Origin of the sequence: Mitsuokella sp. oral taxon 131 str. W9106 (genome assembly GCF_000469545.1) — a bacterium.
Lineage (GTDB): Bacteria > Bacillota > Negativicutes > Selenomonadales > Selenomonadaceae > AWVT01.
Window position 1 is genome coordinate 90,579 of the sequence record NZ_KI273058.1, and the last position, 18,965, is coordinate 109,543.

Genomic DNA, 18,965 nt, shown 5'->3' on the forward strand with positions numbered 1-18,965 from the left:
GATAAAGCTGGATTTTTCCATATTCGGCTGACGCAGGGGCGCGAATGGATGCCATTTTATGGTATAATGAAAAGGATAGCATGATTTAGGAGGCGATTTTGTGGCTGAGGCGATACGGCCGGAGCTGCTGCAGTTCCTTCAGGGCGAAGTCCCGCCTGCACGCGTGCTCGTCATCGAGAGTCTTTCTTACTTGCCCCGGCTCAGGCAGATGTATCCCGAAGCGGCGCTCTTTGCCGTGGCGGCAGATGGCTCCGCCTTTTTGGATCCTGCCTGCGCGAATCTTTCCGTCGTCTTTACGGAACTCAACTACATCGAAGAAGCGCTTCCCTTTGCGCATGAGTCCTTCGATTACATCATCGCCGATCTTGCGCTTGAGCAGGCGGGCAACCCACAGGATATCGCGGCGGGATTTTCCCTCTTTCTCAAGCAAACGGGAAGCCTCCTGACGAGCTTTCGCAACATTCGGCACTGGTCGGTCCTCAAGGACTTGATGGAAGGGCATTACTACCATGTCGTCTCGCGTCTCTTTGCGCGGTGCGAGTTCGAGAATCTCCTATATGCCTCGTTTTACAAGAGCGTTCGCATTATTCCGCAAACGCGTTTTGCGGATGACGGGGACGATGTTGTGGAGCGGCTCATGGCCGCAGGCTTTGAAAATGGCCGCGACGATCTCAATACGGAATTTTGGCTCGTGCGCGCGGATCGCTCCATGCCGGAGATGTCGCTCCTCAAATCGCTTTACACGAAGGGAGATCGAGCGGAGCTGTCGCGCCTCCTGCACCGCATTGAGTATGCGGTCGGCGAGGAGACGGCCGCGCGTGACTTTTGGGCGCTTTATCGAACGCTCGGGCTTTTCCCCGACTACGTTGCACAGTTTGTGCAGGAAGCCGTGTATCATCACGTGCCGTTTTACCGTGTGCTCCTTCGCCACAGCGAAGGTTTTGCATCGGAACTTCTTGCGATTCTCACGGCAGCGCAGGAGGACGCAGGAGAAGCGAACCGAGAGGCATTGAACCTCCTGCACCAGGAGGCCGTGCTTTTAGCGGAAAGGGAAATTGGCGATGGCGGAGCGCAATGACAGCGCGCGCAGGCTTGACGAAGGGAAGGTCGCCTTCGTTACCTGCGTCAATGATGAAGCATGGTACCAAGAGGCGCGCGCTTATATGGAGAGCCTCGATGTGCCTGCCGGCATGAAGACGGAATTCATCCCCGTGCGCCAGGCGGCATCGATGTGTGCGGGCTACGAGGAGGGACGGCTCGCATCGGATGCGAAGTACAAGGTCTACCTGCATCAGGATACGCTCGTCGTCAATAAGTCGCTCATCGCGGATCTCCTCGATCTCTTTGCCGATGCGACGATCGGCGCGGTCGGCGTCATCGGCTGCCGCAGCCTGCCGAAGAGCGGGATATGGTGGGACGGCATGCGCAACTATGGGCGTGTCCTGCACGCCTGCGAGCCGGAAAGCGTCGTCGATTCCGAGTGCATGGAGCCGGACGGCGACTATATGGAAGTCGAGGCGGTCGACGGGCTGTTTATCGCGACGCAGTGTGATATTGCGTGGCGAGCCGATCTCTTTACGGGCTGGCATCTCTACGATACATCGTACTGCAGGGAGCTTCAGCGGCGCGGCTTTCGCGTCGTCGTGCCGAACCAGAGCGCGGATTTTTGGTGCATCCACTGCCCCAAGGAAAAGCCGCTCGCCGCTTCGTATCGGACGTATCAAAAGGTTTTTCTGCGCGAGTACGGCGCAGAGCTGCACCCCGAGGTCTAGCGGGGGAGGATATCGCACAGGAGAAAGGGAATCGATCGATATGGCGGATGAGAAAATGAACTGGCTGACGCTCGCGGATCGTTTTGCGGCGGACGGCGACCTGAAGGGAATGCGTGCCTGTGCGCGGGAACTTTGGGCGAAGGCGGCGACGGCGCTCGACGGCGCGGCACTCATGGCAGAGGCGGCGCTCTACGCAGGCGAATACGACGAGGCGGCGACGCTCGCGGACGAAGTCCTGAAGGCGCGTCCGCGCCATTTGCGCGCGCGCTTCGTCCTTGCGGGGCTGGCGGCGCAGGAATTCCGCCTCGACGATGCGCTGCCGCGCCTTGCAGGGCTTGCGGAAGAAGCCGGCCGAGGACGCATTGCGCTCGACCCAGACGATCCGTATGCGCAGGTGCTCACCCGTCTCCTGCGGCAGGTGTACGGCTGGCTCGCCGACTCGTACTATCTCGCGGCGGAGCCGGAGCAGGCGGCGCAGGCACTCCTTTCCTGCAGCCGGCTGCAGGATACGCCGGAGGGAGAGGCGGACATCTACAGCAAGTACCTCTTCATGCGCAACTATCGCGACCAGTCTCCTGCGGCAGCGAGACGGGAGGCGGAAGCCTATGCGGCGATGCAGAAGGTGACGCCGTATGCGCATCAGAACGTCCGAAAACTGCCCGGAAAGAAGCTCAAGATCGGCTACATCTCGCCTGACTTTCGCCAGCACGCTGTCGCGAGCTTCGTCAGCCCCCTGCTGAAGTGCTTCGACGGGGATCATTTCTCCGTCTATTGTTATGCGCTCGGCAGACAGGATGCGGTGACGAAGCGCCTTCGGACGGGACCTGTCTGCTGGCGCGACCTGCGCGGCAGGAGCCCACGCACGGCGGCGCGCCTCATCGCGGAAGACCATATCGACATTCTCGTTGACTTATCGGGACACAGTCAGGGGAACGCGCTTCCCATCTTGGCGCATCGCCCTGCGCCCGTGCAGGTTTCCGGCATCGGCTACACGAATACGACAGGGCTTTCCGTCATCGATTACTTCCTTTCCGATGAGACGTGCCTGCCGACGGGCGACAGCGCTGCGGCAGGGTTCACGGAGGAGATTCTGCGCCTGCCGCATTCCCACCTTTGCTATCAGCCCGGCGCCGTGCGCGAAATCCCTGCTGCCGGCATGGAAGCGCCTGTCCTGCGGAACCATTACGTGACGTTCGGCAGCTTCAACAACATCGCAAAGGCCACGGACGAAACGCTGCTATTGTGGCGCGGCATTCTCGATCAGGTGAAGGGATCGAGACTCATCCTAAAGGGGAAGATGTGCAGCATACCGTCGGGGCGCGATCTCCTCACGGCGCGGCTCAGGAAGCTCGCGTTCGACCTCTCGCGCGTGGAACTTCGCCCGTACAGTCCAGACTACCTCGAACAGTACCGCGATATCGATATCGCGCTCGATACGTTCCCCTATAACGGCGGCCTCACGACGTGTGAGGCGCTCTACATGGGCGTGCCGGTCATCACGCTGCGCGGGCGCACGCACGGATCGCGGTTCGGCGCGAGCATCCTGAAGAATGCAGGCGTGCGCGAGCTCGTCGTTGAAAATGACCTCAACTACGTGCGCCGCGCCGTCCAGATCGGCACAAGCCCGGAACTTATCGGCGCGTATCATTCGGGCCTCCGCGCCAATCTGTTGAAGTCGGATCTCATGAATGCAAAGCAGTATATGGAAGAGTTGGAAACCTCTTTTCGCTTCGCATGGTGCAAATTCTGCGAAACACGATAAAATGCTTGCTTTTTTGATGAAAGACGGCTATACTGTTATGCGTAGGCGTTCCATTTTCTTGGCATTTTGATTTGCATGGAGAAGCGGACATCTAGGATCAGGATTCATTTAAGTAAGGGGAATAAGGTATGGCTTTTGAAGATCAGACACTCGTGTGCAAAGAATGTGGCAAGGAATTCATCTTCACCGCTGGTGAGCAGGAGTTCTATGCGGAGAAGGGATTTGAGAACAAGCCGGCGCGCTGCCGTGACTGTCGGGACAAGCGCCGCCGCAGCCGCGAAGGCGGCGAGGAGCGCCAGATGTACCGCGTGACGTGCGCGGACTGCGGCAAGGAGACGGAAGTCCCCTTTGAGCCGAAAAACGATCGTCCGGTCTACTGCCGCGATTGCTTCAACAAGAGAAGAGCGTAATCTTACGGTCTTTGCAGCATAACAGCAAGGGAAGCAGAGCTCGGAAGAAATTCCGAGCTTTGTTCCATAGCGGGCGAGCCCTTGCGGTGCGCCGATAGAAGAAAGAGGGATATGCATGAAGAGGAAAAGAATTCTTGCACTCATCGCGGCGATGGCGTTCGCCATGCTCGCACTCGCGGGCTGCGGCGGCAATCCGAATGCGAGCAGCTCGGCTTCGGGTTCGGGCGCGAAGGTGCTCAAGGTCGGTTCGTCGATCGACTTCGCGCCGTTCGAGTTCCAGGACGAGGGGCAGAAGGACTATCAGGGCTTCGATATGGATCTCATTCGTGCCATCGGCAAAGAGATGGGTTATGAGGTCGAGATTCAGAACCTCGGCTTCGACGGGCTCATTCCCGCACTTCAGGCAAAGAACGTCGATGCCGTGATTTCGGGCATGACAATCAACGATGACCGCAAGGCGAACGTGCTCTTCTCCGAGCCGTATTACCAGTCGGGGCTTACGATGGTCGTCCGTGAGGACGAAGAGGGCATCAAGACCTTCAATGACCTCAAGGGCAAGAAAGTCGCCGTCCAGATCGGCACGACGAGTGCCGAGGCAGTCAAGAAGCTCGGCGGCGTCGAGGTCAAGGAACTCAACACGCCGGCGGATTGCTTCATGGAGCTCAAGGGCAAGGGCGTCGATGCCGTCGTCAATGACCGTCCCGTCAACGACTACTTTATCCACAAAAGCGGCACGACGGGCGTCAAGCAGCTTGAGGAGCGTCTGACGAGCGAGGACTACGGCATCGCGATCGCGAAGGACAACGCGGAGCTTCAGAAGAAGATCGACGAGGCACTCAAGAAGGTCAAGGAGAGCGGCGAGTACGACAAGATCTTCGCCAAGTGGTTCGGCGAGAAGAAGTAATCGAATCCGCGCAAATGGAGAAAAGGCGTTATGCAGAATACGTTCCTGCATAACGCCTTTTTTGGATGGCGCGATGCGCCGCTGAATATATCTTCAGCGGACGAACACGCCGCTTTTCCCGCCGCTCTTGCGCTCGAGGTGGATGAGGTCTAGCTCCATGCGCTTGTCGATCGCCTTGCACATGTCATAAATCGTAAGCAGTGCGACGCTCACCGCGTGCAGTGCCTCCATCTCGACGCCCGTCTGTCCCGTGACCTTGACCGTCGCGCGTGCCTCGACGGCGCATTCCGCATCCAGCATCTGAAAGTCCACGCTGCACTTTGCGATCGGCAGCGGGTGGCAGAGCGGGATTACGCTGCTCGTCGCCTTCGCCGCCAGGATGCCTGCAATGCGCGCCGTGCCGAGTACATCGCCCTTCTGCGCCGTGCCCTGCTCGATGGCTTCATATACCTCCGGGCTGACCTTGATGCGCCCTGATGCGGTTGCCTCGCGGTGCGTCTCCGCCTTGCCGCTGACATCGACCATGATGGCATTGCCCGCCGCATCGAAATGGGTGAGTTTGTCCTGTGTGCTCATCCTGAAGACTCCTTTTCTATATCCTTCTGAAGTTAAAGTATAGCAGAAAGGCAAGAAGAAGGAAATAAAACTTGTTCGGTTAGAATTACGGTTCAATCCGATCAAAACTCTCGGCGATCCAATCTGCATGGGAGAGATCTTGATTGCCGGAGTTCGGGTTGTGATAGGCGATGCAGGTCATGCCGGCGGCCTTTGCCGCCGCGATGCCGGCGGTCGCGTCCTCGATTACGGTACAGTGTGCAGGCACAATGCCGAGGGCATCCGCTGCTTTGCGGTAGATCGCGGGATCCGGCTTGCTCCGCGGGAGCTCTGCACCGCTGATGATGGCAGTAAAGTAGTGACGTAGACCGAAACGCCGCAGCACCATTTCGATAATGTTCCGCCCCGTGGAGGAGGCAACGGCGAGCAGATTGCCTTTCGCGTGGAGGCGCGCAATGAGCTGTACGACGCCGGGGATTGGCACGATGTCGGCAGCATGTGTCAATCGGTCGATGTAGAGCTGATGCTTGTAGTCTGCGAGCTCCTTCCATGTCAATTCGGTTGGGCAGTCGGCAAGGGCATCAGAGAACAGCTCCTTGCTTGTGCGCCCGGCGTACTGTTCGAGGCGGCTTTTCTCAAACGGGATGCCAAAATGGTGAAAGGTCTCCATCTTCGTCGCCGTGTGAAGCGGCTCGCTGTCGATGATGACGCCGTCCATGTCAAAGATAAACGCACGCTTCATGCTTCTTCCTCCTCCTTCGGATCCTCAAAGCCGATCACAAGCGCTGCCGCAAAGGTGACAACGGATGAGATGAGCAGGGTGATGAGTGCATATACGATGTAGTTCTCATCCTCGCTGACCCACATTGCCATGCTGAGCAGGCCAGGTGTGACGTAGATGAACGCCTTGAGCTTTACGATCCCCGCAAAGAGCGCCGCCGCACCACTGCCGAGCATACAGGCGTACATGGGACGCTTCAGCTTCAGGTTGACACCGTACATGGCAGGCTCCGTGATGCCGCCGAGATAGGCGGTCATACCGGATGAGAGGGCGAGCGAGCGGAGCTTCTGATTCTTCGTTTTCCACGCGACCGCCATCGCAGCAGCCGCCTGCGCCATGTTCGAGCAGAGTGCCACAACGCGGATGACGGGGTCAAAGCCCTGCTGCGCGACGAGCATGATGCTGATCGGGCTCAGCGCCTTATGCATGCCGATGGATACGAGCCATGGATAGAGGGCTGCGAGTGCCGCGAGTGCAAAGCTGCCCAGCAGGCCGTAGACAAACATGCTGCCGTCCGCAATTGCCTGCGAGATAACGTTGCCGACCGGGCCGATGCAGATGAGTGCGAGCGGCACACTGATGAGCGCGACGAGCATCGGCTCGACAAATATCTTTACCATGGCAGGCGTAATGCGCTTCACCGCACGCTCGATGTAGGACATGATCCAGACAGAGAGCAGCACAGGCACAATCGTCGACGAGTACTTCGCCAGCATAATGGGGATGCCGAGGAACTCCACGGGGTTCCCCTTTGATACCATCGCCACCCATGTCGGATGGATCATGGCGAGACCGATGAATGCGCCCATATACGGATTGCAGCCGAACATTTTTGCCGAGGAGAAGCCGATAAAGACGGGCATGAAGTAGAAGCCCGTATCGAAGATCATGTTGAGAAATACGTAGGAAGAGGACGATTTGTCGAGCAAGCCGGTCATCACCAGAACGAGCAGCAGCACCTTGCCCATACCACAACCGGCAAGGAGGGGCACAACAGGAGCGATAGAGCCTGTGATCGTTCCGAGAATTCTGTTGATGAGTGTTTTCTCCTCGACGGCCTTCGTCTCCGCCTTGGGCGCTTTCTCCTGTTGCAGTGCAGGTACCGCGGCGACCAGTGCGGCATAGACACGATCCACATCGTTGCCGATGACGAGCTGGTACTGCCCGCCCTTCTTCACGAGGCTGAGCACCTCCGGAATCGCTTGTGCCTTCGCATCATCCGCCTTCGCCTCATCCTTCAGCGAAAACCGCAGCCGCGTCGCACAGTGTACAAGCGATGCGACATTTTCCGATCCGCCGACGGCGTCTAGAATCTCCGCAGTCAAATTTTCCCGCATACGATTACCTCCTAGGAATGAATCAAATTGATCAGATGAAGCAGGAGATAGCCCTGCTCACCATTTGTGATGCTCTTGCCCGTCTCCTCTTCGAGATAGGCAGCAATCTGCTGCACGCATGCGTAGGCATCCTTATGCTCGCTCTTGCCCCATGTGAAAAAATAGCTTTTCTCCTGCACCATCGTCTCGGCTGTCACCAATGTCCAAAGAAAGAGCTGCAGGTGCCGCAAAAGGCGATCGTAGGGAAGACCCTTTTTTCGGTAGGCCTCCGGAAAGGCTGCCTCAATAATCGCGAGGATGTTCCGTATCATGCGCGTCACCTTCATCGTATCCACCATGCGATGATTCATATATGCATTGACGATATGAAGCGTGATAAACCCAACCTCATCCTCTGAGATTGTGACATCAAGGAAGCTTTGGATGATAGGCACCGCAAGCTGCGCAAGACGAAATTCCTCGGGATAGAGCAGACGAATTTCAGGCAGCAGCGGATTGACACATCGCACGCCCGCTTTTTCGCGTGCAAGCGATACGCTGATATGATCCGTCAGGGTGAGGTAGATCGTCTCGTCGATCGGCCGCCCCGTATCGTCCTGAATCGCCTTCAGAATGTCCCCTGCGATCTCCAAGTAGACGCTGGGCAGATCGCCGATGATCTCACCGAGCCTATTCTGTACCTGTTTGTCTTTCAGCACGAAGAGTTTCTCCACAGCCGTTTCTGAGATCGTGTCACCGACATGCGCCCCAAAGCCGAGGCCCTTGCCGATGGCCACAACCTCTGCGCCGGTCTCGTCGCTGGCCAAGACCACATTGTTGCTGTATACACGCAAAATCTTCAAAGGCAGCCTCCCTCCTTCGCGCATTTAAAAAGAAAATGCCTCCGCCATCGCCGCGACCGTTCTCGGCGGCCGCATCTGAAACGGCGGAAACTCCTTTTCGTTTCCTGCCACCATGATGACGGTCGAATCGTATCCCGCCTCGCGTATCTTCGCGCGGTCGAACGTCAGGAGCGGGTCCCCCGCCTGTACGGCCTGTCCGGCAAATACGAGCACATGGAAGCCTTTCCCGTTCATCTCGACCGTATTGAGCCCCACGTGGATGAGCAGGTCCATCCCCGCGGCACTGACAATACCGACGGCATGTCCCGTGGGAAATACCATCTTCACCGTTCCGCTCACGGGTGCATAGACTGTGCCGTCCGTGGGACGAACGGCACAGCCGCCCCCGAGGCTGCCCGAAGCAAATGCCTTATCCTCCACTTGTCCCAAAGGGATCAGCTCTCCCTCCACAGGAACATAGACCACATTTTCCTGCACCTCTTTTGGACGCTTTGCCTGCGGTCCCCTTTTGAACATCTGAAGAAAAGACATCTGAAAAACGACCTTTCCATACAACAAAAAACAGACATCACCATACGCCTGCGCTCTGCGCAGAGATCGCGGTAATGCCTGCCGAACAGTAACACCTTTGAACTTTATACTCATTATAACGACTTTCTGTGTTTTGTCAAGGTATTTCGACAGAACCTGTTCACCTAGGTGAATGGCAAAGGCAAATGGCAAAAAGGAATAAAAAAGGAATAAAAGGAAAGAAAACGGAAGGGCGTCCGATTGCCGGTCGGACGCCCTTCTTTTTCTTTTGGTGGGATTACTTCGATTGCTTCTGCTTCGGCGTGATGGCAAAGACGCGGACGGGAAGCCCCGTTGCGCCTTCGATGTTCGGCCATGCGGCGAAGAGGAGCGCGCCGACGGGCGCGACGCGGTCGAGGTTTGCAAGGACTTCGATCTGGAGCTTGCCGCTCTTTAGGACGTAGCGCTCGCAGGCGAGGTCGCCTGCCTTTTCCGCAAGTTTGCTCGCGTCGGTGTCGAGCGTCTCATGCCCGTTTGCCGCCGCGTTTCGCGTCTCGTAGATGTACTTGAGCGCCTCCATCGACCAGCCGGGCGCGTGCTCGGAGCCGTCTGCGCCCGCGCCGGAGAGTTTCTCCATGTTCGGCCAGTTCTTGTACCAGTCCGTGCGCAGGGCGACGAATGCGCCGTCCGGGATCGCGCCATGCGCGGCTTCAAATGCCTTGATGTCGTCTGCGGTGATGGCGTAGTGGACATTTTTTTTGACCTTCTCGCTGATGTCTAAGACGACGAGCGGATAGATCATCTGCTTTGTGCCGTACGCCTCGGAGAGCGATGCGTTTCGGATGAAGTGACCGGGAAAGTCGATATGCGTGCCGAACTGCCCCGGAAACTTGAACGTCTGGATGAGGCAGTCGAGCATCGGATTGCCCCAGTCGAAGACGGTCTTTGAAAGCTCGACCGAGCCTGCGGGGATGCCCGGCCAGTACGGGCTGTCATTGTTGAGCGGGTGGCTGAGATCCACCCATTCGTACGCGTCTGAGTGAAGTTCCTGCAGTACGTTCCAAAGATTGTGTTCCATCGTGAACCGTCCTTTTCTATGAAAATACAGAAAAACGATACGCTCTATTTATGATAGGGAAGTTTTCCTGCTTTGTCAATCCAGTCTGTGCGAATGCGTATATAAGAAAGCCCTGACCACGTCGGCCAGGGCTTTGAATCTGCACAGAGGAGTCAGCACTTGATGCCGGATCCCTTGCGCGCGTAGAAGAACCAAGTGATGAGGATCGTGCTCACGGCGAAGCCGATGATGCAGTAGAACGCCGGAATGACGCTCGAAAAGGTCGCGTACGACCAGCCGAAAATCTTCGGGATGAAGAACGCTCCGTATGCCGCAATCGCCGCCGTGAAGCCTGTGACGAGCGAGGCGTGGAACGGGTTCGTGAAGATGTACGGAATCATGCGGAAGGAAGCGCCGTTGATGAAGCCCGTCGTGAGGAAGAGCAGCAGGAAGGCGCCGAAGAAGAGCGGGAAGCGGTGCGCCTGAAGCCCCAAGAGGACGAGGATCGTCGCGCCGAGCATGATGAAGAGGGAAACGAGCGTGACCTTCGAGCCGCTGTCCAGCTTGTCGGCGAGGAGACCGCCGACGGGACGGATGCCTGCGCCGATGAACGGGCCGAGGAAGGCGGCGTAGGAGAAGGAAACTTCAGGGAACTCTTTCGATACGAGGAGCCCGAGCGCCGCCGAGAATCCGATGAACGAGCCGAAGCCGCAGGTATAGATCCAGCACATGAGCCAGGTGTGCTTGTTGCTGAAGATCGAAAGGATGCTCTTCGGACTCTGTTTCGGCAGAGGCAAATTGTCCATGAATTTCAGGATGAGACCGAGTGTGATGATGGTCGGGATGATCCAAAAGAAGCAGACGTTCTGCACGTACATCATGCCCTCAGGACCCGAGACGCCGGGACCAAAGAACGAGGAGAGGTTCCAGCCAAGCAGGATCGGTGCCGTGAGGTAGATGAGCGAGACGCCGAGGTTGCCGACGCCCGCGTTGACGCCGAGCGCGAATCCCTTGTTCGCCTTCGGGAAGAAGAAGCCGATGTTCGCCATGGACGCGGAGAAGTTTGCGCCCGCGATGCCGATGAAGGAGACGAGCAGGACGAATGTGTCATAGGATGTCGTCGGATCCTGCAGGGCACGGCCAAGGCCGAAGAGCGGGAGGAGGAGGAGCGCCGTCGTGACGAAGCAGCTATTTTTTCCGCCCATGAGGCCGGGCAGGTAGGTGTAGAAGAGACGTCCCGTCGCACCGACGAGACCAGGAAGCGCGGCAAGCGTGAAAATCTGCTCATCGCTGAACGCGAAACCGATGAATTTCAGCTTTGCCGCGACGGTTGCCCAAAGCGTCCACGCTACGAAGGACAGAACCAGCGCCCATGTCGAGGTGTAGAGGTTCTGTGTCGCGATTTTCTTGCCGTAACGCTCCCAAAAATCCTTGTTTTCCGGATCCCAATGCGCGAGGATTTCCTTGCGCGAGGGGTTGGGTCCGAGTGCGGCGAGATGCTGTTCTGCCATATCCAACTCTCCTTAGAAATAGATAAGAACCATACAATCGCGCAATATTATAATAGAAGACGATCCATTTGTATGTAAAAAAAATCACTTTTGTAACATATATTACGGCATAGGAAAAATTTGTACGCTATCCTATTAGAAAGTGTCTCTTTGTATAAAAATACGGATGGAATGACGCGTTCAGAAAAACCAACATTTTGGCGTGAGTAAACGAGGCGGAGGAAATTCGATATGAAGCAGATGGATATGGAGGCGCTCGTGCGCCGTTTCTATGAGCTGCCGGGCAAGATTGTCAAGCTGCACGATGGCGAGTACCTGTTCCGCGAGGGCGATGCGGCGCGCTATTTCTACATCGTGCGGTCGGGGCAGGTGTTCATCACGAAGTATGCGTCGTCGGGACGCGTGCTCTCCCTGCGGCTCGCCTCGCGCGACAGCATCGTCGGGGAACTCGCGCTCTACGAACAGAAGCCGGCTTATATCTTCAATGCCATCGCGCAGAGTGCGGCAGAGGTTTACGCCATCGAGTACCCCGTCCTGCAGGACTACCTCGAAAGGACGCCGAAGCTCGCGACGAATTTGCTCAAAATTGTCGGTGCGCACATGCGCAAGCAGCATTCGAAGTTTCGCGATCTTTTGCTTTACGGCAAGAAGGGCGCGCTTTACTCGACGCTCATTCGTCTTGCGAACAGCTACGGCAGACAGGAGGAAGACGGCATCCTGATTTCGGTTCCGCTGACGAATCAGGAGCTTGCCAACTATTCGGCGACGGCACGCGAGAGCCTCAATCGCATGCTCAGCGAGCTTCGCCGCGCAGGCGTCATCGAGTATCGCGAGCACCTGATCTTCATTCGCGATCTCGACTATCTCAAGGAAGCAATTCAATGCGAGAATTGCGGATGCGAAATTTGCAATATCAAATAATAAATAGGATTAGGGAAATACCGCCAAAGGATCGTTTTGGCGGTATTTTTATGAAGAATCAGCAAATAAATTTGTGATATGCATCCTATATGTGATGTTTATTACATTTCATCGAATTAAAAACCGATAAAATGATAGGCGATTAGGAGGGGATAACGTGAGCAGCGTTTTTACGAAATTCAAGCATCTGATCCCGGTCCAGAAATCCTCGACCGGGCATCAGCAGCTGCATGAAGGCGGCCGCGAGTGGGAGGACACTTACCGCGACCGCTGGTCGTTCGACAAATGCGTCCATTCGACGCATGGCGTCAACTGCACGGGCTCGTGCTGTTGGAATATCTATGTCAAGAACGGTCTCGTCGCATGGGAGAATCAGGAGCACAACTACCCAGAGACGAGCCCGGACATGCCGGACTTCGAGCCGCGCGGCTGTCCGCGCGGTGCGACGTTTTCGTGGTATCTCTACAGCCCGCACCGTGTGAAGTACCCGTACCTGCGCGGCGAGCTTGCAGAGCTTTGGCGCGAGGCGCGCAGGAGCCATAAGACGGCGTATGCCGCATGGCAGAGCATCGCAAACGACCCGGCCAAGACGAAGCGCTATAAGGAGGCGCGCGGCAAGGGCGGCTTCGTGCGCTCCAATTGGGAGGAGGTGTCGGAGCTCATTGCGTCATCGCTTCTCCACACGGCGTACAAGTACGGGCCGGACCGCAACTTCGGCTTCTGCGTCATCCCCGCAAAGGGCATGCTCTCGTATGCCGCAGGCGCGCGCTTCATGCAGCTCATGGGCGGCGCAGGCCTTTCCTTCTACGACTGGTACGCGGATCTTCCGCCTGCGAGCCCGCAGGTCTGGGGGGATCAGACGGACGTGCCGGAGTCGTCGGACTGGTTCAACGCCGGCTATATCATGACGTGGGGCTCGAATGTACCGCTCACGCGCACGCCGGATGCGCATTTCCTCCTCGAGGCGCGCTACCGCGGCACGAAGGTCGTCTCCGTCGCGCCGGACTACGCGGAGTCGACGACGGCCGCCGATGCGTGGATTTCGCTGAAGGTCGGCAGCGACGCGGCTTTCGCGATGGCGATGGGACACGTCATTCTGAAGGAATACTATTGGGGGGAGCCGGCGGAGTTCTTCACGGACTACGCGCGCCGCTACACGGACTTCCCGTTTCTCGTCCGCCTCGACAAAAAGGACGACGGGACGTATCAGCCCGGCCGCTTTCTCAATGCAGAGGATATGGGGCGCAAGGAGAAGCACGCCGGCTTCAAGTATTACGTCATCGACGAGATCACGGGCAAGATGGCCATCCCGAACGGCACGATGGGCGACCGCTGGGACAACAAGAAGAAATGGAACCTCCGCGAGGAGAACCGCGATACGGGCGAGAAAATCGTGCCGCAGCTTTCCGTGCTCGGCGGCTTTGACGAGGTCGTCACGGTGGATTTCCCGTATTTCGGCAACGAGCGCGAGGATCGTGTCCTGAAGCGCTCCGTCCCGGCAAAGTACGTCAGGACGGCAGGCGGCGAGGTACTCGTCACGACGGTCTACGACCTCACGCTTGCGAACTACGCAATCGACCGCGGCATCGGCGGAGACTGCGCGAAGTCGTATGAGGACGACGAGCCGTACACGCCGCACTGGCAGGAGAAGTACACGGGCGTCCCCGCTGCGACGTGCATCCACACGGCGCGCGAGTTTGCCGACAATTCCCTCAAGACGAAGGGGCGCACGATGGTCATCATGGGCGGCGGCATCAATCACTGGTTCCATGCCGATATCGTCTACCGCACGATCTTGAACCTCCTGCTGTTCACGGCTGCTGAAGGACGCAATGGCGGCGGCTGGGCGCACTACGTCGGGCAGGAGAAGCTGCGCCCGGCAGAGGGCTGGGCGCGCATCATGTCGGCATCGGACTGGCAGGCACCGCCGCGCCTCCAGAACGCGACGTCGTTCTACTACTTCGCGACGGATCAGTGGCGCAGCGACGAGGTTGACGTGCGGGACCTCAAGTCGCCGCTTGTGGATGCGCGCTACCGCCATCCTGCTGACTACAACGTGCTCGCGGCGCGCCTCGGCTGGCTGCCGTCGTACCCGACGTTCAAGAAGGGCGGGCAGCAGCTTCACGACGAAGCGGCGGCAAAGGGCATCGACGTCAAGAAGTACATCGTCGAGTCACTGAAGGACAAGAGCCTTGAATTTTGCGTGCAGGATCCAGATGCGCCTGAGAACTTCCCACGCAATCTCTTTGTTTGGGCGGCGAACCTTTTGGGCTCATCTGCAAAGGGCAACGATTTCTTCAATAAGTACTTGCTCGGTACGGAGCACACCGTTTTCGCAGAGGAAGAGGGGCCGACGCGTCCACGGGAAATCCATTGGCGCGAAACGGAAGAAAACGAAAAGCCGGGCGGCGCGGCGGAAGGGAAGCTCGATCTTCTCATCGACATCGATTTCCGCATGGCGGGCACGGCGCTTTACTCCGACGTTGTCCTGCCTGCTGCGACTTGGTACGAGAAGGACGACCTTTCCTCGACCGACATGCATCCCTTCGTCCACCCGTTCCAGGCGGCAGTCGATCCGCTGTGGGAATCGCGTACGGACTGGGACACGTACCGCACGCTCGCAAAGGCGGTCTCGAAGGTCGCGAAGGAAGCCGGGCTCAAGCCGTATCAGGATGTCGTCGCACCGCCGATTGCGCACGACAGCGAGGGCGAGCTCGCGCAGCCCTGCGGCCGTGTCCGCGACTGGTCAAAGGGCGAGTGTGAGCCGATTCCCGGCAAGACGATGCCGGGGCTCGTGACGATCGAGCGCGACTATACGAAAACGTACGAAAAGTGGATCGGGCTCGGCCCAGGCGCCGGCACGCGTCAAGGTGCGCATGGCGTTTCGTGGGATTCTGCCGAGCAGTACGAAGAGGTGCGCCGCCGCAACGGCATGATTGAGAACAAGGACTATGTCTCCTACGGATGCCCGTCCATCTATACGGCGCGGCAGGCATGTGATGCGGTGCTCGGGCTCTCGTCGACGACGACGGGCAAGGCAGCCGTGAAGGCATGGCATACGGTCGAGGAGAACACGGGGCTAAAGGATCTCGCACGCATTTCGGAAAGCCGCGAAAACGAGCGTTTTACGTTTGAGGAAATCGCCGTCCGGCCGAAGGAGTCCATCACGAGCCCGATCTTTACGGGCAGCAACAACGGGCGCCGCTACACGCCTTTTACGACGAACGTCGAGGAGCTCGTGCCGTTCCGTACGATAACGGGACGCCAGTCGTTCTACCTCGACCACGAGACGATGCAGGAGTTCGGCGAGGCGCTCGCGACGTACAAGCCGATCCTCGACTATCGCCCGATCAAGAAGCTGCTCGGCGAGACAAAGGAAATCACGCTGAAGTATCTGACGCCGCACAACAAGTGGAGCATACACTCGATGTACTTCGACAGCCAGCAGATGCTCACGCTCTTTCGAGGTGGGCAGACGGTCTGGATGAACGAGAAAGATGCCGCTGAGATCGGCGTCAAGGACAACGACTGGATCGAGCTTTACAACCATAACGGCGTCGTCACGAGCCGCGTTGCGGTTTCCCCGCGCCTGCCGCAGGGCGTTCTCTTCATGCACCATGCGCAGGACCGCCACATCAACGTCCCCGGCTCGAAGATCACGGGCACGCGCAGCGGCACGCATAACACGCCGACGCGCATCCACATGAAGCCGACGCACATGATCGGCGGCTACGGCCAGCAGAGCTACGGCTTCAATTATTACGGCCCGACGGGCAACCAGCGCGATATTTACGTCGTGGCGCGCAAGATGCAGGAGGTTGATTGGCTTGAAGATTAAAGCGCAAGTATCCATGGTCATGAATCTTGACAAGTGCATTGGCTGCCACACGTGCTCCATCACCTGCAAGAACGTATGGACCAACCGCGAAGGTGCGGAATACATGTATTTCAATAACGTCGAGACGAAGCCGGGCGTCGGCTATCCGAAGCGTTGGGAAGATCAGAAGAAGTGGAAGGGCGGCTGGAAGCTCGACAAAAGCGGCAACCTCGGACTTGCGACGGGCTCGAAGGCGACGCGCCTCGCCAAGCTCTTCTTCCATCCCGAGCAGCCCGAACTCGACGACTACTATGAGCCGTGGACGTATGACTACGAGACGCTCATTCACGCAAAGCGCAGGAACCATCAGCCCATCGCTCGCCCGCGCTCGCTCATCACGGGCGAGCGCATGGAGATCCAATGGGGACCGAACTGGGAAGACGACCTCGCAAGCGGGGAGTCTGCCCGCCGCGACGTCAACCTCGAAGCGATCGGACAGAAGATTTCGCTCGAGTTCCATGACCTTTTCATGAAGTATCTGCCGCGCATCTGCAACCACTGCCTCAATCCGGCGTGCGTTGCGGCGTGCCCATCGGGCGCCATCTACAAGCGCGATGAGGACGGCGTCGTCCTCGTCTCGCAGGACGGCTGCCGCGGCTGGCGCCACTGCGTCCCCGCCTGCCCGTACAAGAAGGTCTACTTCAACTGGAAGACGAACAAGGCGGAAAAGTGCGTCTTCTGCTTCCCGCGCCTTGAGGGCGGGCTTCCGACCGTCTGCGCCGATACGTGTGTCGGCCGCATGCGCTACATGGGCGTCCTGCTCTACGATATGGACAAGGTGCTCGATGCGGCGCAGACGAAAAAAGCGGGCGAAATCTACCACCGCGTCCTCGACCTCCTCGCCGATCCGAGCGATCCCGCTGTCGTCGGGGCGGCGAAGAAAGAGGGCATCACGGACGCATGGATCCGCGCGGCACAGGATTCGCCCGTCTATCGCCTCATCAAGGAGTGGAAGCTCGCGCTGCCGCTTCACCCCGAGTACCGCACGCTGCCGATGGTCTGGTACGTGCCGCCCCTCTCGCCGATCGCACGGCGCGTCGAAGCGGACGTCTACCTGCCGGACGCAGAGGAAATGCGCATCCCCGTCGCTTACCTCGCCCAGCTCTTCACGGCAGGCAATACGGCAGAGATGGCACTCGTCCTGCAGCGCCTCCTCGAAATGCGCTGCGTCATGCGTGCGGAGATGACGGGCGAGGAATTGCCCGCGCATCTCGCCCTGCCGGCTGAGGCATACAAGAAGATGTACCGCCTGCTCGGCATCGCGAAGTACAAGGAGCGCTTCAACATCCCCGCAGGATTGCAGGGCGTTTCGCAGGAAAAGCTCCGCGAGATGCAGGGCGGCGGAAACTACACGTGCCCGATGGGGGGGTGCTGACCATGGCAGTCGCAGGCTATACGAAAACGCTGGCCATCGTTTCGCACCTGCTCGAATACCCGGATCCCGCATGGTGGGATGAGCTGCCGGCGTACAAGGCGGCAGTAGAGGAAATCGAGTCACAGCAGGCGCGCGGGCTCCTCTCTGAGTTCATCGATTACGTCGAGGGTGAAGGGAAAAAGGCGTATGAGGAACAGTATGTCCGATCCTTCGACTTCTCCATGAATACGAACCTATATCTCACGACGCAGGAACGCACGGACTACGGCAAGCAGTCGGAGGAAATGCACCGCTACAAGGTGCTCTTTCTCGAAAACGGCTATGACGTCAACCGCCAGCTCCCGGACTATTTGCCCGCGCTCCTCGAACTCGCGGCATCCCTTCAGGCAGATCACGCGAAGGACGTGCTTACGAGCATCAAGCCGCGCGTGGAGCTTCTTCGCTCGCGCTTCATTGAGGCGAAGCTCGCGCAGTCCTTCCTCATGGATTTGGTGCTGATGGAAACGGCAGGATTGGAGGTAGCATCATGAACACATTTTTCTATGGCGTCCTGCCGTATATCGCGCTCGTCATCCTCGTCGGCGGCACCATCGTCCGCTACACGATGCGCGAGCGCAACTGGACGACGAAGTCGAGCCAGTTCCTTGGCCGCGATGGCATGAAGTGGGCAGGCCCCCTCTTTCACCTCGGCCTCGTCATGGCATTCGGCGGGCATGTCATCGGCGTCTTGATTCCGAAGTTCGTCACGGAGACGGCGGGCATCAACGAGCATTCCTACCATATGATTGCGCTTCTCGGCGGTATCCCCGCTGCCGTGCTCTTTCTCGGCGGCTTCATCGTCCTCTCGCTGCGCCGCTTCGGCAAGGCACGCATGAAGGTCAATACGAGCAACACGGACCGCCTTCTGTACCTCGTGCTCTTTTTGACGATCCTATCGGGCACGCTCGGCACGGTCATGAATATCAGCGGGGCGTTTGATTACCGCGAATCCATTTCGCCGTGGTTCCGCTCCGTCCTCATGCTGCATCCGGACGTCCCGCTCATGGACAAAATCCCCGCGATCTTCCAGATCCACATGCTCATGTGGATGCTCACGGCGATCCTATTCCCGTTCTCGCGCCTCGTGCACTGCCTGAGCGTTCCGTTTGAGTACATCGGCCGCGCGCATATCCTCTATCGCAGAAAGTAAGCAAGTGCGGGCGGCATGAATCCTTCCGGCCCTGCGCCGATGCGTGGACATGGACGACGGAGCGGATCCGTCGCTTGATGCGTTGGCACGAAACGAAATTCCAAAAGAAAAGACGTGTTTTTCTGACCTGGCTCCCAAATGTTAGACGCAGCGGATCTAACG

At 58.3% G+C, this 18,965-nt stretch carries 17 protein-coding genes; 10 read left to right on the forward strand and 7 right to left on the reverse strand.

Annotated features, from left to right (window positions below; genetic code table 11):
- The first annotated feature begins 100 nt into the window (after positions 1-100).
- From HMPREF1985_RS04750 to HMPREF1985_RS04770, 5 genes are all read left to right on the forward strand, one after another.
- The gene (locus tag HMPREF1985_RS04750; protein ID WP_021771361.1) at positions 101-1,078 is read left to right on the forward strand and encodes a hypothetical protein; all 978 of its coding nucleotides are present in this window, start codon (positions 101-103) and stop codon (positions 1,076-1,078) included.
- The gene (locus HMPREF1985_RS04755) at positions 1,062-1,772 is read left to right on the forward strand and encodes a glycosyltransferase family protein (RefSeq protein WP_021771362.1); all 711 of its coding nucleotides are present in this window, start codon (positions 1,062-1,064) and stop codon (positions 1,770-1,772) included. Before HMPREF1985_RS04750 ends, HMPREF1985_RS04755 begins: the two co-directional genes overlap by 17 nt.
- A gap of 40 nt (positions 1,773-1,812) precedes the next feature.
- Entirely contained in the window at positions 1,813-3,534 is a 1,722-nt protein-coding gene (locus HMPREF1985_RS04760; RefSeq protein WP_021771363.1) for an O-linked N-acetylglucosamine transferase, SPINDLY family protein, read from the forward strand.
- A gap of 128 nt (positions 3,535-3,662) precedes the next feature.
- Positions 3,663-3,944 carry a zinc-ribbon domain containing protein gene (locus HMPREF1985_RS04765; protein ID WP_021771364.1) on the forward strand — a complete coding sequence of 94 codons (282 nt, stop codon included), beginning with the start codon at positions 3,663-3,665 and terminating at the stop codon, positions 3,942-3,944.
- A gap of 115 nt (positions 3,945-4,059) precedes the next feature.
- Positions 4,060-4,848, forward strand: coding sequence for a basic amino acid ABC transporter substrate-binding protein (locus HMPREF1985_RS04770; RefSeq protein WP_021771365.1), 789 nt, complete (start codon positions 4,060-4,062; stop codon positions 4,846-4,848).
- 93 nt (positions 4,849-4,941) lie between these two features.
- Here the strand turns inward: HMPREF1985_RS04770 and moaC are convergent, their stop codons facing one another.
- From moaC to HMPREF1985_RS04805, 7 genes are all read right to left on the reverse strand, one after another.
- On the reverse strand, positions 4,942-5,424 hold the full coding sequence (gene moaC / locus HMPREF1985_RS04775) for a cyclic pyranopterin monophosphate synthase MoaC (protein ID WP_021771366.1): 483 nt from the start codon (positions 5,422-5,424) through the stop codon (positions 4,942-4,944).
- Positions 5,425-5,509: 85 nt separating this feature from the next.
- Positions 5,510-6,145 carry an HAD family hydrolase gene (locus tag HMPREF1985_RS04780; protein WP_021771367.1) on the reverse strand — a complete coding sequence of 212 codons (636 nt, stop codon included), beginning with the start codon at positions 6,143-6,145 and terminating at the stop codon, positions 5,510-5,512.
- Positions 6,142-7,521, reverse strand: a complete 1,380-nt coding sequence (locus tag HMPREF1985_RS04785; protein ID WP_021771368.1) for a PTS transporter subunit EIIC — start codon at positions 7,519-7,521, stop codon at positions 6,142-6,144. Before HMPREF1985_RS04785 ends, HMPREF1985_RS04780 begins: the two co-directional genes overlap by 4 nt.
- A gap of 11 nt (positions 7,522-7,532) precedes the next feature.
- Positions 7,533-8,363, reverse strand: coding sequence for a PRD domain-containing protein (locus HMPREF1985_RS04790; protein WP_040637111.1), 831 nt, complete (start codon positions 8,361-8,363; stop codon positions 7,533-7,535).
- A 24-nt stretch (positions 8,364-8,387) separates the two neighbouring features.
- Positions 8,388-9,008: a PTS sugar transporter subunit IIA gene (locus tag HMPREF1985_RS11570; RefSeq protein ID WP_081695805.1), complete on the reverse strand. Its 621-nt coding sequence runs from the start codon at positions 9,006-9,008 to the stop codon at positions 8,388-8,390.
- A gap of 163 nt (positions 9,009-9,171) precedes the next feature.
- Complete coding sequence (locus HMPREF1985_RS04800; protein WP_021771371.1) at positions 9,172-9,951, reverse strand: cyclase family protein; 780 nt, start codon at positions 9,949-9,951, stop codon at positions 9,172-9,174.
- A 152-nt stretch (positions 9,952-10,103) separates the two neighbouring features.
- Positions 10,104-11,441, reverse strand: coding sequence for an MFS transporter (locus HMPREF1985_RS04805; RefSeq protein WP_021771373.1), 1,338 nt, complete (start codon positions 11,439-11,441; stop codon positions 10,104-10,106).
- A gap of 240 nt (positions 11,442-11,681) precedes the next feature.
- Here HMPREF1985_RS04805 and HMPREF1985_RS04810 point away from each other — a divergent pair, with 240 nt between their 5' ends.
- From HMPREF1985_RS04810 to narI, 5 genes are all read left to right on the forward strand, one after another.
- A complete protein-coding gene (locus tag HMPREF1985_RS04810; RefSeq protein ID WP_040637252.1) occupies positions 11,682-12,362 on the forward strand; it encodes a Crp/Fnr family transcriptional regulator in 681 nt (226 codons plus the stop codon).
- Positions 12,363-12,519: 157 nt separating this feature from the next.
- Complete coding sequence (locus HMPREF1985_RS04815; RefSeq protein WP_021771375.1) at positions 12,520-16,200, forward strand: nitrate reductase subunit alpha; 3,681 nt, start codon at positions 12,520-12,522, stop codon at positions 16,198-16,200.
- Positions 16,190-17,614 carry a nitrate reductase subunit beta gene (narH, locus tag HMPREF1985_RS04820; protein WP_040637112.1) on the forward strand — a complete coding sequence of 475 codons (1,425 nt, stop codon included), beginning with the start codon at positions 16,190-16,192 and terminating at the stop codon, positions 17,612-17,614. Before HMPREF1985_RS04815 ends, narH begins: the two co-directional genes overlap by 11 nt.
- Before the next feature lie 2 nt (positions 17,615-17,616).
- The gene (narJ, locus tag HMPREF1985_RS04825) at positions 17,617-18,144 is read left to right on the forward strand and encodes a nitrate reductase molybdenum cofactor assembly chaperone (protein WP_040637114.1); all 528 of its coding nucleotides are present in this window, start codon (positions 17,617-17,619) and stop codon (positions 18,142-18,144) included.
- Positions 18,141-18,803 carry a respiratory nitrate reductase subunit gamma gene (gene narI, locus HMPREF1985_RS04830; protein ID WP_021771378.1) on the forward strand — a complete coding sequence of 221 codons (663 nt, stop codon included), beginning with the start codon at positions 18,141-18,143 and terminating at the stop codon, positions 18,801-18,803. The genes narJ and narI overlap by 4 nt, the downstream gene beginning before the upstream one ends.
- The last annotated feature ends 162 nt before the right edge of the window (positions 18,804-18,965 follow it).

Coding starts and splice junctions, on each gene's coding strand:
- HMPREF1985_RS04755 (WP_021771362.1), top strand. CDS start 1,062: ATGGCGGAGCGCAATGACAGCGCGCGCAGGCTTGACGAAGGGAAGGTC.
- HMPREF1985_RS04760 (WP_021771363.1), top strand. CDS start 1,813: ATGGCGGATGAGAAAATGAACTGGCTGACGCTCGCGGATCGTTTTGCG.
- HMPREF1985_RS04765 (WP_021771364.1), top strand. CDS start 3,663: ATGGCTTTTGAAGATCAGACACTCGTGTGCAAAGAATGTGGCAAGGAA.
- HMPREF1985_RS04770 (WP_021771365.1), top strand. CDS start 4,060: ATGAAGAGGAAAAGAATTCTTGCACTCATCGCGGCGATGGCGTTCGCC.
- moaC (WP_021771366.1), bottom strand. CDS start 5,424: ATGAGCACACAGGACAAACTCACCCATTTCGATGCGGCGGGCAATGCC.
- HMPREF1985_RS04780 (WP_021771367.1), bottom strand. CDS start 6,145: ATGAAGCGTGCGTTTATCTTTGACATGGACGGCGTCATCATCGACAGC.
- HMPREF1985_RS04785 (WP_021771368.1), bottom strand. CDS start 7,521: ATGCGGGAAAATTTGACTGCGGAGATTCTAGACGCCGTCGGCGGATCG.
- HMPREF1985_RS11570 (WP_081695805.1), bottom strand. CDS start 9,008: ATGAGTATAAAGTTCAAAGGTGTTACTGTTCGGCAGGCATTACCGCGA.
- HMPREF1985_RS04800 (WP_021771371.1), bottom strand. CDS start 9,951: ATGGAACACAATCTTTGGAACGTACTGCAGGAACTTCACTCAGACGCG.
- HMPREF1985_RS04805 (WP_021771373.1), bottom strand. CDS start 11,441: ATGGCAGAACAGCATCTCGCCGCACTCGGACCCAACCCCTCGCGCAAG.
- HMPREF1985_RS04810 (WP_040637252.1), top strand. CDS start 11,682: ATGGATATGGAGGCGCTCGTGCGCCGTTTCTATGAGCTGCCGGGCAAG.
- narJ (WP_040637114.1), top strand. CDS start 17,617: ATGGCAGTCGCAGGCTATACGAAAACGCTGGCCATCGTTTCGCACCTG.
- narI (WP_021771378.1), top strand. CDS start 18,141: ATGAACACATTTTTCTATGGCGTCCTGCCGTATATCGCGCTCGTCATC.